Consider the following 16,538-nt stretch of genomic DNA (forward strand, 5'->3'; position numbering starts at 1 on the left):
CATAATTTGTATGGAAGGAGGCATATTTAATGAAAAAGATTGTTTCTATTGCTATGATTGGTTTGCTAGCGTTAATTTTGGTAAATAACCCTTACACAAAGTATTATGTTTTACAATTAAAAAATGAGGCTGTAACTGTTGCAAAGCCGCAAGACTCTTTATTTCTAGAGATTGAGAGTCGTTCAATTGAATTCGAAGTACCACCATCTGATGCTAAGATTGATCCAGTTTGGAAGGCAATCCCTGGATATAATGGGTTAAAAGTGGATGTGGATGCTTCTTATAAGAAGATGAAAGACGATGGAGAATTCAAAGAGGAAAAGTTAGTATTTAAACAAGTTAAGCCTGCTGTACATCTTAAGGATCTTCCACCAACCGCCATTTACAAAGGTCATCCAGATAAGCCTATGGTGAGTTTTATTATAAATGTTGCTTGGGGAAATGAGTACTTATCCCCCATTTTGGCAACGTTAAAGAAGAATAGCGTTCATGCAAGTTTCTTTTTAGAAGGTCGTTGGGTTAAGCAAAATCCCGAACTTGCTAAAATGATTGTGGATGCAGGACATGAGGTAGGAAACCACTCATATTCTCATCCTGATATGAAACTTATTTCATCTGGAAAAGTCCGGGAAGAAATACAAAAAACAAATGATGTAATTAAAGCGACTACCGGGAAAGAAGTCACACTTCTTGCTCCACCAAGTGGAAGTTATCGAGATGAGGTTGTTACCATAGCAGCTCAGGAGAATCTTGCAACGGTCATGTGGAGTGTGGATACCATCGATTGGAAAAAACCTAGTCCGGATGAGTTAATTAATAGGGTCTTAGGTAAAGTTCACAATGGAGCGTTGATTCTTATGCATCCAACGGATTCGACTGCCAAGGCTCTTGATCGACTAATCAAAGAAATCAAGAGTAAAGATTTAGAAATTGATACCGTCACAGAATTACTAAGTGAAGAACGGATCATCAAATAATTGATTGGAATTAGTAAAAATTTTTTAGGGTAGCAGCACGCATAGAACAGGAGGAGTTTTAGTGATTAAGAAATATACATGTCAAAATGGAGTTAGAGTTGTACTAGAAAATATTCCAACCGTTCGCTCCGTTGCAATTGGTGTTTGGATTGGAACAGGTTCTCGTAATGAAAGCCCTGAAAATAATGGGATTTCCCATTTCCTAGAGCATATGTTCTTTAAAGGGACAAAGACAAGGTCAGCAAGAGAAATTGCGGAATCATTTGACAGTATTGGTGGTCAAGTTAATGCCTTTACTTCAAAAGAATACACTTGTTACTACGCAAAAGTACTTGATACGCATGCAAATTACGCTCTTGAGGTACTTGCAGACATGTTCTTTAATTCAACCTTTGTTGAGGAAGAATTAAAAAAGGAAAAGAACGTAGTATATGAAGAAATTAAAATGTATGATGATACTCCTGATGATATTGTTCATGATCTTTTAAGCAAGGCTGTTTACGAGAATCATTCTTTAGGATACCCAATCCTTGGAACAGAGGAAACTCTTTCGACTTTTACTGGGGAGACCTTAAAAGAATACATGCACAATACATATACTCCTGAAAATGTCGTTATTTCGATTGCTGGAAATGTTTCAGAGGCATTTATTTCAAATGCTGAGAAGCTTTTCGGGAACTATGAAGGTGGGAAACAAGACAGAAGGGAATCCAAGCCAGGTTTTCATTCCAATAATCTATCTCGTAAAAAAGAGACAGAACAAGCTCATTTATGTATTGGCTATGAAGGATTACAAGTAGGTCATAAGGACATTTACAGCCTAATCGTTCTAAATAATATTCTTGGTGGTAGCATGAGTAGCAGATTGTTCCAAGAGGTTAGGGAACAACGTGGCTTAGCTTATTCCATTTTCTCTTATCACTCTGCCTTCCAGGACAGTGGAATGGTAACCATTTATGGAGGGACAGGAGCAAAACAACTAGATGTTTTATTTGATACTGTCCAAGATACTCTTGCAAAATTAAAAGCAGACGGGATTACAGATAAAGAATTAAGTAATAGTAAGGAACAATTAAAAGGAAGCTTAATGCTAAGCCTAGAAAGCACAAATAGTAGAATGAGTAGAAATGGTAAAAACGAATTGTTATTAGGTAGACACCGTTCACTTGACGAAATCGTTGTGGAAATTGATGGAGTCTCAAAGCAGGGCGTCAACGAACTGGCCAATTCTATCTTTGGAGATCATTATTCTGTTGCCCTAATCAGCCCAGATGCTGTTCTCCCTAAGAATATTTAGTGTGTTAAAAAACAGTCTTACTTTTGTAAGGCTGTTTTTTATGAAACAAATTATCGAGTTATGACTGAAAAAGAGATTGTCTAGACAATCTCTTCTTTACTCCTCTTCGTGATCAGGAATATCAATAATCACCATATCCGCACCAATTTTCTTAATGTGCTTCCAAGGTACTCGAACTTCTCCACCTTGCCGCTTAAACCCAAACCATTTTAATGATGGAATTAACAAAGCCTGAATTTGCCCTGTACTCTCGTTGATTTCTAGATCCGTTTGTCCTAACACTCCAAGGCGCTCTGCTTTTTTTACATCAACTATTTCTTTCCCGCTTAATTCACTCAGTCTCATTTACAGCCCCCCTTTTCAATTTGTCCTCTTTATATGTGTATCGGTAACTTCTGATTTTTAGAATCAAAGAAAGCCAAAGATTTAAGTAGGAGATTAAACCTTAATGTTTCTTTAATTAAACAAGCTTCGAAGAGTAGAATCGAATTTTCTAGATATTGTCCAATAGTAGTGCTTAAAAAAAGTGGGCTTTTTTTAAATATGTATAGGCTAGTTAACTCACAGATTTGTGCTTTCGTACATAAGATGTTGAAGTAGTTCATGATAATTAATTCCTGTTTAGGATTTTACAAAAAAGAAGGTGAATATTTCATGCTGACAGGGATGCAAATAGCAGTCATCGGTGGTGACGCGAGACAGCTTGAAATTATCCGTAAATTAACGGAACTTGATGCAAAGCTCTCTTTAGTTGGCTTTGAACAATTAGACCATGCGTTCTCGGGAGCGACAAAGGAAAAAATTGACGAAGTCGATTTTGCAAATCTTGACGTTATTATTTTACCGGTCCCTGGAACCAATTTAGAAGGGCAGATTGAAACCATATTCTCAAATGAAAAGGTGTTTTTATTAGAGGAGATGTTAATGAAAACACCAGATCATTGTACGGTATACTCTGGAATTACGAATTCCTATTTAACTGGGATAACTAAGCAAGCAAATCGTCGTCTTGTACAGTTGTTTGAGAGAGATGATGTGGCTATTTATAATTCTATCCCAACGGTTGAAGGAACGATTATGATGGCTATTCAGCACACCGATTTTACTATTCATGGTTCTAATGTAAGCGTACTAGGCCTTGGTAGAGTCGGAATGAGCGTAGCTAGAATTTTTGATGCGCTAGGTGCAAATGTAAAGGTCGGAGCAAGAAAAAGTGAACATCTTGCCAGAATTACCGAAATGGGATTAGAACCATTCCATTTAAATGATTTAGAAGATGAAGTAAATGATGTAGACATTGTCATAAATACCATCCCGCATTTAATTGTCAATGCCTCAGTAATATCAAGAATGCCACCTCATACGCTAGTAATTGATCTTGCTTCTAAGCCAGGTGGAACCGATTTCAGGTATGCAGAGAAGAGGGGAATTAAAGCTCTACTAGCACCTGGACTTCCTGGAATCGTTGCTCCAAAAACAGCAGGACAAATTTTGGCTAACGTTCTTTCTCAATTATTGAAAGATGATTTACAAAAGAGAAAGGGGAAAGAAACATGAGCTTAAACGGAAAAAGAATTGGCTTTGGTTTAACCGGGTCACATTGTACGTATGACGCGGTTTTTCCAGAGATTGAAAAATTGGTTAATGCAGGGGCAGAAGTGCTGCCAGTGGTAACCCATACAGTAAAGAATACACAAACTAGATTCGGAAAAGGTGAGGATTGGGTTCAAAGAATTGAAGATCTTACTGGAAATAAGGTAATCGATTCAATTGTGGCAGCAGAGCCGTTAGGTCCCAAAATTCCTCTTGATTGTATGGTGGTCGCACCACTAACGGGAAATTCAATGAGTAAATTTGCGAATGCTATGACAGATTCTCCTGTCTTAATGGCTGCGAAAGCGACATTGAGAAACGGAAACCCAGTAGTTCTAGGGATTTCTACCAATGATGCATTGGGCTTAAATGGAGTAAATTTAATGAGGTTAATGGCAACAAAGAACATCTACTTTATTCCCTATGGTCAGGATGATCCAGTCAAGAAACCTAATTCAATGGTCGCCAGAATGACAATGATATCTGAGACGATTGAATCTGCATTAATAGGGAAACAAATCCAACCAGTAATTGTTGAGAAATTTCGCGATGGTAATTAAACCATTCTCATCTTTTTCTAGGTAAAATATTTAGGGGGTTCCTCATCAAGATAGACCTTCTATTTAAAAATTTTATCTACTGAAATATTTTCATGCAGAAAGTAAAAAGTTATATCTTTAATGCATGAATATGTTAAAATAAATGTTATTATTAGGAGAAATATCGTAAATTACGTTGATTAATTACGAAAAATCTTTAGGGTAAAGAATGTATGATTGATAGAAATCCCTTTTTATTCGGGGTATTTCTGTCTGTAAACTCCCACTTACCACATAAGTGGGAGTTTTACGGAAAACATAGCTTATCCATCTTTATTTTTCCTATAATGAAAAACAAACCTTCATGGTCGAAATTCAAAAATCATTTTCTAAATCTTGATAAGTATGGTTTTGTTTTTCACTCATTTAAATAAATATTTCAAAATAGAAAAAGTATGCGAAATAAACAACTGGAAGGGGAAACTAACAATGACAGAAGTTAAAGGTTTTCATGTAGCTGTAGTAGGCGCAACAGGTGCTGTTGGACAACAAATGATTCAAACATTAGAAACTAGAAATTTCCCTATTTCTAAACTAACTTTACTATCTTCTTCACGTTCAGCTGGTAAAGTGGTCGTTTTTAAAGGTGAAGAATATACGGTTCAAGAAGCAACTCCTGAAAGCTTTGAAGGGGTAGATATTGCTTTATTTAGTGCTGGAGGAAGTGTTTCAAAAGCACTTGCACCTGAAGCTGTAAAGCGTGGAGCGATAGTTGTTGATAACACGAGTGCTTTCCGTATGGATGAGAATGTACCTCTTGTTGTTCCAGAGGTAAATGAAGAGGAACTTCATAACCATAACGGTATTATAGCTAACCCTAATTGCTCGACGATTCAAATGGTTGTTGCCTTACAACCAATTCGTAACCAATATGGTCTTAAGAAAATTATTGTTTCAACTTATCAGGCAGTATCCGGTTCTGGAGCTGCAGCAGTAGAAGAGTTAAATAGACAAACAAAAGCTATTATCAACAATGAGAGCTTTGAACCGCAAATTTTACCTGTTGGATCTGATAAGAAACATTATCAGATTGCTTTTAATGCAATCCCGCAAATTGATAAATTCCAAGAAAATGGTTATACCTATGAAGAAATGAAAATGATTAACGAAACGAAAAAAATCATGAGTTTACCTGAGCTACAAGTAGCTGCAACCTGTGTGCGTCTACCTGTGGCAACAGGACACTCTGAATCGTTATATTTTGAAGTGGAAAATGATGGGGTCAGTGTTCAAGAAGTGAAGACATTACTGGAAACTGCGCCGGGAGTTGTGCTTCAAGATGACCCAGCTAATCAAGTATATCCAATGCCAGCAGACTGCGTTGGTAAGAATGATGTATTTGTTGGACGAATTCGTCGTGACTTAGATCATTCAAAAGGTTTCCACATGTGGGTTGTATCTGATAACCTACTTAAGGGCGCGGCTTGGAATTCAGTACAAATTGCTGAGAGTCTAGTGAAACTAGGTATTGTTAAATAAATCAACTTAGAATTTAAAATCTGAAGTGTTGTATCTTGAGGTGTTACAATGAAAATAATCGTACAGAAATTTGGCGGCACTTCTGTAAGAGATAAAGAAAGTCGAGATCATGCTAAAAATCATATAAAAAATGCTCTATCTGAAGGCTATAAAGTTGTAGTAGTCGTTTCAGCAATGGGACGTAAAGGTGAGCCGTATTCAACAGATACACTACTTTCTCTTATAGGTGGTAGTAACAGTCAGTTATCAAGAAGAGAATTGGATTTGCTTATGTCGTGTGGAGAAGTGATTTCGAGTGTAGTTTTTACCAACATGCTTTTAGAGGATGGTTTAAAGGCAACATCACTTAATGGCGCTCAAGCAGGTTTTAGAACCAACGATGATCATACAAATGCAAAAATTATTAAAATGGATTGTGAGCGGCTACTAAAGGAACTAGAAGAACACGATATAGTCGTTGTAGCGGGGTTCCAAGGAGTTGCTAAAAACGGTGATATGACTACGATTGGTAGAGGAGGCAGCGACACTTCTGCTGCAGCTCTAGGTTCTGCTTTGCAAGCAGAATTTATCGATATTTTTACAGATGTTGAAGGAATAATGACAGCTGACCCTCGCATAGCAGATAATGCAAGACCGCTATCTGTAGTAACCTATACAGAAGTATGTAATATGGCTTATCAAGGGGCAAAGGTTGTTCACCCACGTGCTGTTGAAATAGCAATGCAATCAAAAGTACCGATTCGAATCCGCTCCACGTACTCTGACAAGCTTGGAACTTTAGTAACCACCTTAAATCGACATAATCGAGGTAGTGATATTAAGGAAAGAACGGTTACAGGCATTGCACATGTATCTCCAATCACTCAAATCAAAGTGGCTGCTAAAAAGGATCAGTACAATCTACAATCAGAAGTTTTTAAGTCAATGGCAAATGAGAAGATTAGTGTGGACTTTATAAACATTTCACCAAGTGGCGTCGTCTATACAGTAACGGATGAAATGACAGATAAAGCGATAAAGGTACTGAGAAATCTCGGTCATGAACCGGAAATCGAGAGAAGTTGTGCGAAAGTTTCCGTAGTAGGGGCTGGAATAGCAGGCGTCCCAGGAGTAACTTCAAAAATAGTATCAGCACTCTCTGAGAAGGAAATTAGAATCTTGCAGTCTGCTGATAGTCATACGACTATTTGGGTACTTGTAAAGCAGGATGAATTGAAAACGGCAGTTAATGCTTTACATGACGCGTTTCATTTGCAGGAAGAATCTATAGAATACAATTAATTTTGAAAAAGCAACGTTTAAAGGAGTGGCAACATGGTTTTATTTGGAAGAGTCTCAACTGCAATGGTAACTCCATTTGATAGCAAGGGACATATTGACTTTGCAAAGACAACGCAATTAATCAACTATTTAATCGACAATGGTACAGATTCCCTGGTTGTTGCAGGAACTACTGGTGAGTCTCCAACACTTACAAAAGAAGAAAAGATCGCTTTATTTCAACATGTTGTAAAAGTGGTTGATAAGAGAGTACCAGTCATTGCAGGAACAGGAAGTAACAATACGTATGCGTCCATTGAGTTGACAAAAAAAGCCGAGCAGATTGGTGTAGACGCTGTTATGTTAGTAGCGCCTTACTACAATAAACCTAACCAAGAAGGTTTATACCAACACTTTAAAGCAGTTGCAGAGAGCACCAAGCTTCCTGTAATGGTATACAACATCCCAGGTAGATCGGTAGTAAATATCGCGCCAGAGACCGTTATTCGTCTTTCAGATATCGAAAATATTGTTGCTGTTAAAGAAGCTAGTGGAGATTTAAATGCAATGGCAACGATTATTGCGAATACGCCTGATGATTTCCTACTGTACAGTGGTGATGACGGATTAACCTTACCAGTACTCTCAATCGGTGGAGATGGAATTGTATCCGTTGCATCCCATGTAATTGGTTTAGAGATGCAGGAAATGATAACAGCTTTCTTTGAAGGTAATAATGCAGATGCAGCTAAAATACATCAAAAAATCTTACCTATCATGGAAGGGTTATTTAAAGCTCCTAGTCCGGGACCAGTTAAAACGGCTCTACAATTGAAAGGGCTAGATGTAGGATCAGTTAGATTGCCACTTGTCCCACTAACTGAACAAGAAAGATCAAATGTCATAGCTCTATTTAAATAAACTTAGAAGTAAATATAGTTAAAAAACGTATGTGACTTTAGATGGTCACATACGTTTTTTGTGTTTTTATCTAGATAAACCTTAGATATATACCATCTTTTTCCACCTAAGTAAATCCAGTAGCCATCCAGAGTCAACCTAATATTATATTTTTTATCTGCTAGAACGATGTTAATTTGGTTGTAAAGGTTTTCTCGATTCAAGTATAATAATGTTAACTGATCTAGGGTCGGCTTAACTCAACATAGGAGGAACTTACATTGAATAAGAGAAAGAATGAGAGCATTAAGGTAATCGCTTTAGGGGGAGTTGGAGAGATCGGGAAAAATATGTATCTGGTAGAAGTCGATGAGGACATATTTGTTATCGATGCAGGACTCATGTTCCCTGAAAATGAAATGCTCGGAATAGATATCGTCATCCCGGATATGACGTATCTAGCACAAAATTCTAATAGAATTAAAGCAGTGTTCTTGACACATGGTCATGAGGACCACATTGGAGCTTTATCATATCTTCTACGTCAACTACAAGTTCCAGTATACGGAACCAAATTGACGTTAGCACTGGCTAAAGAGAAAATGAACGAACAAGAGTTTAATGGGAAAGCTGATTTTGTTGAAATTACTTCAAATTCTCTTGTGGACTTTGAAACGGCTAGTGTATCATTTTTCAAAACTAATCATAGTATCCCAGACTCAGTAGGTGTTTGTATACATACATCAAAAGGTGCCATCGTTTATACAGGCGACTTTAAATTCGATCAGGCAGCAAAAGAGCTTTACAAGCCTGAGATTGGGAAGATGGCTAAAATAGGCGAAGAAGGGGTTCTTTGTTTATTGTCCGACAGTACCGATGCGGAAAAGCCTGGATATACATTATCAGAAGCCATTGTGGCACAAGAAATGTCAGATGCTTTTTATAGTGCACAAGGAAGGATTATTGCTGCCTGCTTCGCCTCAGATTTAAACCGAATTCAGCACGTATTTGATGCCGCTTACGAAAGCCGCAGGAAAATAGCGGTTGTAGGAAAAAGCTTGCAACGTATTTTTGAAATAGCAATTGAATTGGATTATTTACAAGTCCATGATGAACTGATCATACCGATTTCAGAATTGAAGGATTATCGTGACGATGAAATAGTTGTATTAACTACAGGAACGCAAGGAGAACCTATTGAGGTTCTTCAAAAGATGGCAAAAGGGATGCACAAACAAGTAAACATTCAACCGGGTGATACCGTTTTAGTTGCAGCTTCCCCGTTAAGAGGAAGAGAAGTGTTTATTTATAAAACAATAGATATGTTATATCGTGCAGGAGCGCATGTAATATCTGGAAAACGCATTGTAAACACATCTAGTCATGGCAGCCAAGAAGAATTAAAATTTATGATTAATTTAATGAATCCGCAAATATTCGTACCTGTTCATGGGGAATATCGAATGCTTAAAGCTCATGCAAAGGTTGCTAATAGTTGTGGAATAACAGATGATCGCATTCTAATTCCCGATAAAGGAGACGTTTTAGAGCTTAAAGGTGATCGATTTAAGCTTAGCGGTAGAGTACCAGCAGGGAATATTCTGATCGATGGGATCGGGGTTGGAGATGTAGGGAATATTGTTTTAAGAGACCGTAGACTTCTCTCTCAAGATGGAACCTTAATCGTTGTGGTGACATTAAATAAACATGAAAAGAAAATCTCTGCAGGTCCAGAAATAATCTCCAGAGGATTTGTTTATGTAAGAGAATCCGAGAAACTAATGGAGGACTCTACAGAATTGGTGAGAAGTATCGTGGAAAGAAACATTTCAAGCCAATCCTTTGACTGGGCTAGCATGAAACAAAATATGAGAGATGAACTTAACCAGTTCTTATTTGAAAAAACAAAGCGACGACCGATGATTCTTCCAATCATCATGGAAGTTTAAATGGAAGAAAGACGACAAAAGGCATTGATACTGATGCCTCTTTTTTTTAGATTCAAATCGCAGCGGAAATGGTTGATTTCCACTCCAGGCGCTTGCTTTCAAGGGGGAAGGCGGTGAGCTCCTTTCGCTGTTGCGGGTTTACATAGTACGTCACCAAAAAAAATATTACAGGTTACTTAGTTGATTGGAGCGAAGGGCGACGACTCCAGCGGGGAAAGCGGGAAAGTCGAGACCCTGGACTGAGTGAGCGTAGCGAGGGAAGCGGCTCGACCCCGCCCGCGGAAAGCGTTCGCCCGTAGCGTAAATCAACGATTATATAGTTTATAACTTAATTTATTTTAAAAAAGAATATAGGCAACCACGAATTCTCGAGTTTGTCTACAGTCTGAAACGACACTCGATGTGTCGTTTTTTGTTGTTTGGTTTGTTACCTTTATTTCCAAACTTTCGCATGAAAACCATTTAGCCGTTCATACTAACAATATTAATGTCTGAAGGGAGAAATAAGGATGGATAAAGAAACGAAACAAAATGGTGAAGGCCAGGAGCAACCAAAAGAAGATAAACCATCTCCATTATTGGAAAAAATCCAACAACTCGGGCAAACCAACGTCCCGCAACTTTCTCAGGATTCTACCATTCACTGCTTGACAATTGTTGGTCAAATAGAGGGGCATTTACAATTACCACCACAAAATAAAACAACAAAATATGAACATCTAATCCCTCAAATAGTAGCGATTGAGCAAAATCCTAAAATAGAGGGTTTATTGGTAATCCTAAATACGGTCGGAGGAGATGTTGAGGCTGGACTTGCTATTTCTGAAATGCTAGCTTCATTATCAAAGCCAACAGTTTCCATCGTACTAGGGGGAGGTCATTCTATTGGAGTTCCAATAGCTGTTTCATGTGACTATTCCTTTATTGCAGAAACAGCTACTATGACCATTCATCCAATTAGATTAACCGGTTTAGTAATTGGTGTACCTCAAACTTTTGAGTATTTAGATAAAATGCAAGAAAGAGTAGTAAGTTTTGTGACTCGCCATTCAAATATTACCGAAGAAAAGTTTAAAAATTTGATGTTTGAAAAAGGAAATTTAACGAGAGACATTGGTACAAATGTAGTAGGTACAGACGCTGTTCAATACGGATTGATTGATGAAGTTGGTGGGATTGGTCAAGCTATGAAGAAGTTAAACGAACTGATTGATATTAATAAGGAAAAGAATGAAGGTCTAGTACAATGATTCTATATACAATGATGCCGCAAGAATTAATCTTCCAAAGCGAAGCAAGTGAATTTGGGAAGCAAAGCACAATCTCGTATAACGGAATCCCATTGCTCGTTGAAATGGTAGAAGATCAATCCTATAGAGTTGTACGTATATTAAGCAGTGATCCTTCTCATTTCCTTGACCAAAGATGTTCACCAGGAGAAAAAATTTCTTTACAGTAGTAATTACAAGGGAGCACCACAGGGACAAGCATTGTGGTATAATAAGGTATAAATACAAGAGGCAGCCATTTAAGGCTGCTTTCTTCATTAAAGGCTTTATTTAGATGAGTATCTTAAGTTTATTTTTAGGTGTTTAACTTGCTAATAACGCATTTAACACTATCATTCATTCACTAATGGTAGGATATATAACCGTTAAAACGAACTGAAAGCTAGTTTATAGTTTGTTTTAAAAGAAAAGTGAGAAGAATGAAAATATTAGGCACTCACGTAAATACTTTGCTATGAAGTATTTGGGGAGCTATAAAGTGCTGCACCCTATTTTTACATAATCAATTTTTCACACTTTACACATGCATATGTTTAGTGATGAATGTGCGAAAAAAATAATTTAGGTGATAATTTATGGCCAAAAGAAAAAGAAGAAGATCAAAAAGCAAAGAGGGATTTAAACGAACCGTTCAATTTGAATTAATCGGCCTTGTCTTAATAGCTTTAGCTGCTATAGCCATGGCAAGACTAGGAGCAGTTGGGAACACAACTGTTATGTTTTTTCGATTTTTTTCAGGGGAATGGTATATCGTCAATCTTATTGGATTAATCGTTATTGGTGGATATTTAATGTGGAAAAGAGAAATACCAACCTTTTTCCATCCAAAGTTAATAGGCCTATATTTAATTATTCTATCTCTATTGTTGCTTAGTCATGTAACATTGTTTGAACTTCTATCAAATGGCGGGAAGTTTCAAGATCCAAGTGTCATTGGGAATACATGGGAACTCTATTGGATGGAGATTAACGGTGAGACCAGTACCACGGATTTAGGTGGAGGTATGCTGGGTGCTATTTTATTTGCTCTATTCTATTATTTGTTCGCTGAGGCAGGTACAAAGATTATTGCAGTGGTCCTCATCATGATAGGATTCATTTTATTAACAGGTAAAACATTTGGTGAGGCAGTTGGCAAAGTACTTATATCTATTTCAAATTTTTCAAAAAAACAATGGGATGCTTTTCTGAATGATCTTGCTGAGTGGAGACAAGACCGTAAGGAGAAGAAGGAAATTAGAAAACTAGAAAAAGAAAAACAGAGAGTAGAGGAAGCTAATAAAGAACAGGCAGAACCCATTTTTTCAACGGTGAAGCTTGCTGATGTTGAGGAACAACCACCGGAGCCTATCATTTCAAACTTTGCAGAGAAGGCTTACAAACAGCATTTGGATACAGAAGAAACGATAGGTCCTAACACACAGCAGCAAATCGTAACAGAAGATCATTCAACTGAAGACGAAATCACACCCGCAATTACATTTACTGAAATTGAAAATGTCGATTACGAACTGCCTCCTATTAAATTATTAAAGCTTCCTAGACAGACGGATCAAAGTGGAGAATACGAATTAATTCATGCGAATGCTGCCAAGCTTGAAAGAACGTTCCAAAGCTTTGGGGTTAAAGCAAGGGTTACTCAGGTGCATTTAGGACCTGCGGTTACAAAATATGAGGTTCATCCAGATGTAGGGGTGAAGGTTAGTAAAATTGTTAGTTTAAATGACGACTTAGCTCTTGCGCTTGCAGCAAAGGATATTCGAATAGAAGCACCGATCCCAGGGAAATCAGCGATAGGGATTGAAGTGCCGAACTCAGAAGTGGCAATGGTGTCATTAAGAGAGGTTCTCGAATCAAAGCAAAACGATAAGCCAGACTCAAAATTAATGATTGGCTTAGGTCGAGACATTACCGGAGAAGCAGTCCTTGCTGAATTGAATAAAATGCCTCATTTGCTTGTGGCAGGGGCTACCGGTAGTGGGAAAAGTGTTTGTATAAACGGGATTATTACTAGTATTTTAATGAGAGCCAAACCCCATGAAGTAAAATTAATGATGATTGACCCTAAGATGGTCGAATTGAACGTTTATAATGGCATCCCTCATTTATTAGCACCTGTCGTAACAAATCCGAAAAAAGCTTCACAAGCATTACAGAAAGTCGTAAGTGAGATGGAACGCCGATATGAATTATTTTCTCATACAGGTACGAGAAATATTGAAGGGTATAATGAGCACATTAAAAGGCATAATGCTGAAGAAGAAGCTAAGCAGCCGCTGTTACCGTATATCGTTGTTATCGTCGACGAGCTAGCGGATTTAATGATGGTCGCTTCTTCTGATGTAGAGGATGCCATTACGCGTTTAGCACAAATGGCACGTGCTGCCGGAATTCATTTAATTATTGCAACACAAAGGCCATCTGTGGATGTAATCACAGGAGTTATCAAAGCGAATATACCTTCTCGAATTGCGTTTGCTGTTTCATCGATGACCGATTCAAGAACGATTCTTGATATGGGTGGTGCGGAAAAACTTCTAGGTAGAGGGGATATGTTATTTTTACCAGTAGGGGCATCGAAACCAATTCGTGTACAAGGTGCGTTCCTATCGGATGATGAAGTAGAAGAAATCGTTGATTTTGTCATTGACCAACAGAAAGTTCAGTATCAAGAAGAGATGATTCCAGATGAAATCCCAGAAGCTAGCGGTGAAGTAGAAGATGAATTATATAATGAAGCAGTTGATCTCATATTAGAAATGCAAACTGCCTCTGTATCGATGTTACAAAGAAGGTTTAGAATTGGATATACGAGAGCTGCGAGATTGATTGATGAAATGGAACTTCGTGGAGTAGTAGGTCCTTATGAAGGTAGCAAACCTAGGGCAGTATTAATGTCAAAGCCTCCTTCTGAAGAGGCTAGTTCTTAAATGAAGGGATTTAAAAAAGGGTCGGAAGTTTCTCCGACTCTTTTTTATGTAGAACTTTGTGAGAGACAATGCTGATAGTATGAGGTGATGATTGGTTTACCCTTAACTTATCTCAATAGTCAGGGATAGCCCTTGAATAAGAACTTCATTATAACAGCTCAATAAATGAAAAAAATTCTACTTTTTTCGACAATCTATTTATTTATGTCTTAAAAAGTGTTATATTATTTTCGATTAGTAGGAGTGATTGAACATCAGAGGTCTGATGTCTTAAGAAAAAGTTGCTGGAGGAGCCTTGCATGTCCATAAAATCTGATAGCCGGCATTTGTACTTACAAGTTATCGAGCGATTAAAGCAAGATATTGAGAAAGGTGTTTATAAGGAAAAGGAAAAACTACCTTCTGAGTTTGATCTTGCCAAGCAACTTGGTGTTAGTAGAGCAACATTAAGAGAAGCGCTTCGAATCCTTGAAGAAGAAAACGTTATCACACGTCGACACGGAGTAGGTACCTTTGTAAATTCAAAGCCACTATTCACATCTGGAATTGAACAGTTAAATAGTGTCACAAATATGATTGTTCATGCGGGGATGAAACCAGGAACGATTTTTTTAAGCTCGACTACACAAAGTCCAACCGAAGAGGATTTGGGACGATTTAACTGTTTAGAGGATGAGGAAATTACCGTGATTGAAAGGGTACGTACTGCAAACACAGAACCTGTGGTTTACTGCATTGATAAAGTCCCGAGTAAATTCCTATCAAAAACCTTTCCGCACAAAGAGGAATCTCTATTAAGCATACTAGAAGATGAAGGACACAGAAAAATTACATATGCTATTGCTCAAATAGAGCCGATTGGGTATCACGAAAAAATCTCCCCCATCCTTGAGTGCGATCCTGAAACAGCTTTATTAGTCTTAAAGCAAATCCATTATGATGAAATGGATGAAGCTGTCCTTTTTTCGGTAAACTATTTTAGAGCCGACAAATTTTGTTTTCATGTTTTGCGAAAAAGAGTATAAGTCTTATATCGCCGAAGACAAAAATAAGGCTTTCCTAAGCATTTCTACTAATAAACTTTATAGGGGGTAAAAATCTTGAAGAAACGTAAATTTGGTTTTGTTATGTCATTGTTGTTAGCTGCAAGTACAGTATTAGCTGCTTGTGGTGGCGGCGATGAAGGTAATGGTGACAATGCAGATAAAGTAGATCTTAAAGTAGGTATGGTAACAGATGCAGGGACGATTGATGATAAGTCGTTCAACCAAGGTACATGGGAAGGAATTCTTGATGCTAAAGAAGAACTTGGAATTCAAGAAAAATACCTTAAGCCTGCAGGTACAACTGAAGCAGATTACTTAAAAGAGATTGGAAACTTATATGATGCAGATTATAAGTTTATCATTACTCCAGGATTTAAGTTCGAAACGGCTGTATTCCAAGCACAAGATCGTTACGAAGATGCTAAGTTTGTAATTATTGATGGAAACCCTCACTCTGGTGATTATAATCCAGTAGTTAAGGATAATACGGTTTCTGTATTCTTCGCAGAACATGAATCAGGTTTCTTAGCTGGTGTTGCTGCTGCTCTAGAATTAAAAGAAGCAGAAGCTGGATTCATCGGTGGAATGGAAATCCCTGCTGTACAAAAGTTTAACTGGGGCTTCCAACAAGGTGTACAATATGCGAATGAAAACTTAGGCACAAACGTTACAATGAAACAAGAAAACGTACTATACCAAGGAACTTTTGATAACTCTGCAGCAGGACAACAAATTGCTGCTCAAATGTTTGATCGTGGTGTAAACGTTATCTTTACTGCAGCTGGTGGAGTTGGTGTTGGTGCAATTACCGAAGCAAAAACACGTGCTGAAGCTGGAGAAGAAGTATGGATTGTTGGTGTAGACGTAGACCAATATGCTGATGGTATTTATGAAGGTGAAAAGTCAGTTATTTTAACATCTGCAATGAAAAAGTTAGACCAAGTTGCTTTTGACATGATTAAGCAAGAGTTAGATGGAAGTTTCCCAGGTGGCCAAACATTGGTTTTCGATGCTAAAAATGATGGAATTGGCTTACCGGCAGAAAATCCAAACCTAAGTGAAGAAACAACGAATCAAGTTGGCGAAATTTACGAAAAGATTAAATCAGAGGAAATTAAAGTCTCTCCTGAACAAGGAAATTTATTTAAGTAAGAGTAGGTAGAAAGTCAAAAGAGACGGTTGCTTTTATCCGTCTCTTTTGTATATTACTACGATGAGT

At 37.7% G+C, this 16,538-nt stretch carries 14 protein-coding genes; 13 read left to right on the top strand and 1 reads right to left on the bottom strand.

The features are described from left to right. Positions 1–29 precede the first annotated feature (29 nt). Positions 30–977, top strand: coding sequence for a polysaccharide deacetylase family protein (locus tag ACFYKX_RS00675; protein ID WP_389357067.1), 948 nt, complete (start codon positions 30–32; stop codon positions 975–977). A 61-nt stretch (positions 978–1,038) separates the two neighbouring features. Further along, positions 1,039–2,274 carry a M16 family metallopeptidase gene (locus tag ACFYKX_RS00680; protein WP_389357069.1) on the top strand — a complete coding sequence of 412 codons (1,236 nt, stop codon included), beginning with the start codon at positions 1,039–1,041 and terminating at the stop codon, positions 2,272–2,274. 96 nt (positions 2,275–2,370) lie between these two features. Here the strand turns inward: ACFYKX_RS00680 and ACFYKX_RS00685 are convergent, their stop codons facing one another. Continuing rightward, entirely contained in the window at positions 2,371–2,619 is a 249-nt protein-coding gene (locus tag ACFYKX_RS00685; protein ID WP_389357071.1) for a YlmC/YmxH family sporulation protein, read from the bottom strand. A gap of 309 nt (positions 2,620–2,928) precedes the next feature. Between ACFYKX_RS00685 and dpaA the strand changes: the two genes are divergently transcribed. The 11 genes from dpaA to ACFYKX_RS00740 all read left to right on the top strand — a co-directional run bounded on the left by dpaA (position 2,929) and on the right by ACFYKX_RS00740 (position 16,471). Further along, positions 2,929–3,831 carry a dipicolinic acid synthetase subunit A gene (gene dpaA, locus ACFYKX_RS00690; RefSeq protein WP_389357073.1) on the top strand — a complete coding sequence of 301 codons (903 nt, stop codon included), beginning with the start codon at positions 2,929–2,931 and terminating at the stop codon, positions 3,829–3,831. After that, positions 3,828–4,427 (top strand): dipicolinate synthase subunit B, encoded by a 600-nt coding sequence (locus ACFYKX_RS00695; protein ID WP_389357075.1) that lies wholly within the window; start codon positions 3,828–3,830, stop codon positions 4,425–4,427. Before dpaA ends, ACFYKX_RS00695 begins: the two co-directional genes overlap by 4 nt. A gap of 468 nt (positions 4,428–4,895) precedes the next feature. Beyond that, complete coding sequence (gene asd / locus ACFYKX_RS00700) at positions 4,896–5,945, top strand: aspartate-semialdehyde dehydrogenase (protein ID WP_389357077.1); 1,050 nt, start codon at positions 4,896–4,898, stop codon at positions 5,943–5,945. Between the two features lie 48 nt (positions 5,946–5,993). After that, complete coding sequence (gene dapG, locus ACFYKX_RS00705; protein ID WP_389357079.1) at positions 5,994–7,226, top strand: aspartate kinase; 1,233 nt, start codon at positions 5,994–5,996, stop codon at positions 7,224–7,226. Between the two features lie 33 nt (positions 7,227–7,259). Then, a complete protein-coding gene (gene dapA / locus ACFYKX_RS00710) occupies positions 7,260–8,126 on the top strand; it encodes a 4-hydroxy-tetrahydrodipicolinate synthase (RefSeq protein WP_389357081.1) in 867 nt (288 codons plus the stop codon). 260 nt (positions 8,127–8,386) lie between these two features. Beyond that, positions 8,387–10,054 (top strand): ribonuclease J, encoded by a 1,668-nt coding sequence (locus tag ACFYKX_RS00715; RefSeq protein ID WP_389357083.1) that lies wholly within the window; start codon positions 8,387–8,389, stop codon positions 10,052–10,054. Between the two features lie 509 nt (positions 10,055–10,563). After that, positions 10,564–11,304, top strand: coding sequence for a ClpP family protease (locus ACFYKX_RS00720; RefSeq protein ID WP_389357085.1), 741 nt, complete (start codon positions 10,564–10,566; stop codon positions 11,302–11,304). Further along, a complete protein-coding gene (locus ACFYKX_RS00725; protein ID WP_389357087.1) occupies positions 11,301–11,513 on the top strand; it encodes a YlzJ-like family protein in 213 nt (70 codons plus the stop codon). Before ACFYKX_RS00720 ends, ACFYKX_RS00725 begins: the two co-directional genes overlap by 4 nt. A 405-nt stretch (positions 11,514–11,918) precedes the next feature. Further along, positions 11,919–14,273, top strand: coding sequence for an FtsK/SpoIIIE family DNA translocase (locus ACFYKX_RS00730; protein ID WP_389357089.1), 2,355 nt, complete (start codon positions 11,919–11,921; stop codon positions 14,271–14,273). Positions 14,274–14,572: 299 nt separating this feature from the next. Next, positions 14,573–15,298: a GntR family transcriptional regulator gene (locus ACFYKX_RS00735; protein WP_389357091.1), complete on the top strand. Its 726-nt coding sequence runs from the start codon at positions 14,573–14,575 to the stop codon at positions 15,296–15,298. 75 nt (positions 15,299–15,373) lie between these two features. Then, positions 15,374–16,471, top strand: coding sequence for a BMP family lipoprotein (locus ACFYKX_RS00740; RefSeq protein ID WP_389357093.1), 1,098 nt, complete (start codon positions 15,374–15,376; stop codon positions 16,469–16,471). Positions 16,472–16,538 lie beyond the last annotated feature (67 nt).

The organism is Cytobacillus spartinae (assembly GCF_042865285.1).
In the GTDB taxonomy this organism is placed as follows: domain Bacteria; phylum Bacillota; class Bacilli; order Bacillales; family Cytobacillaceae; genus Robertmurraya_A; species Robertmurraya_A spartinae.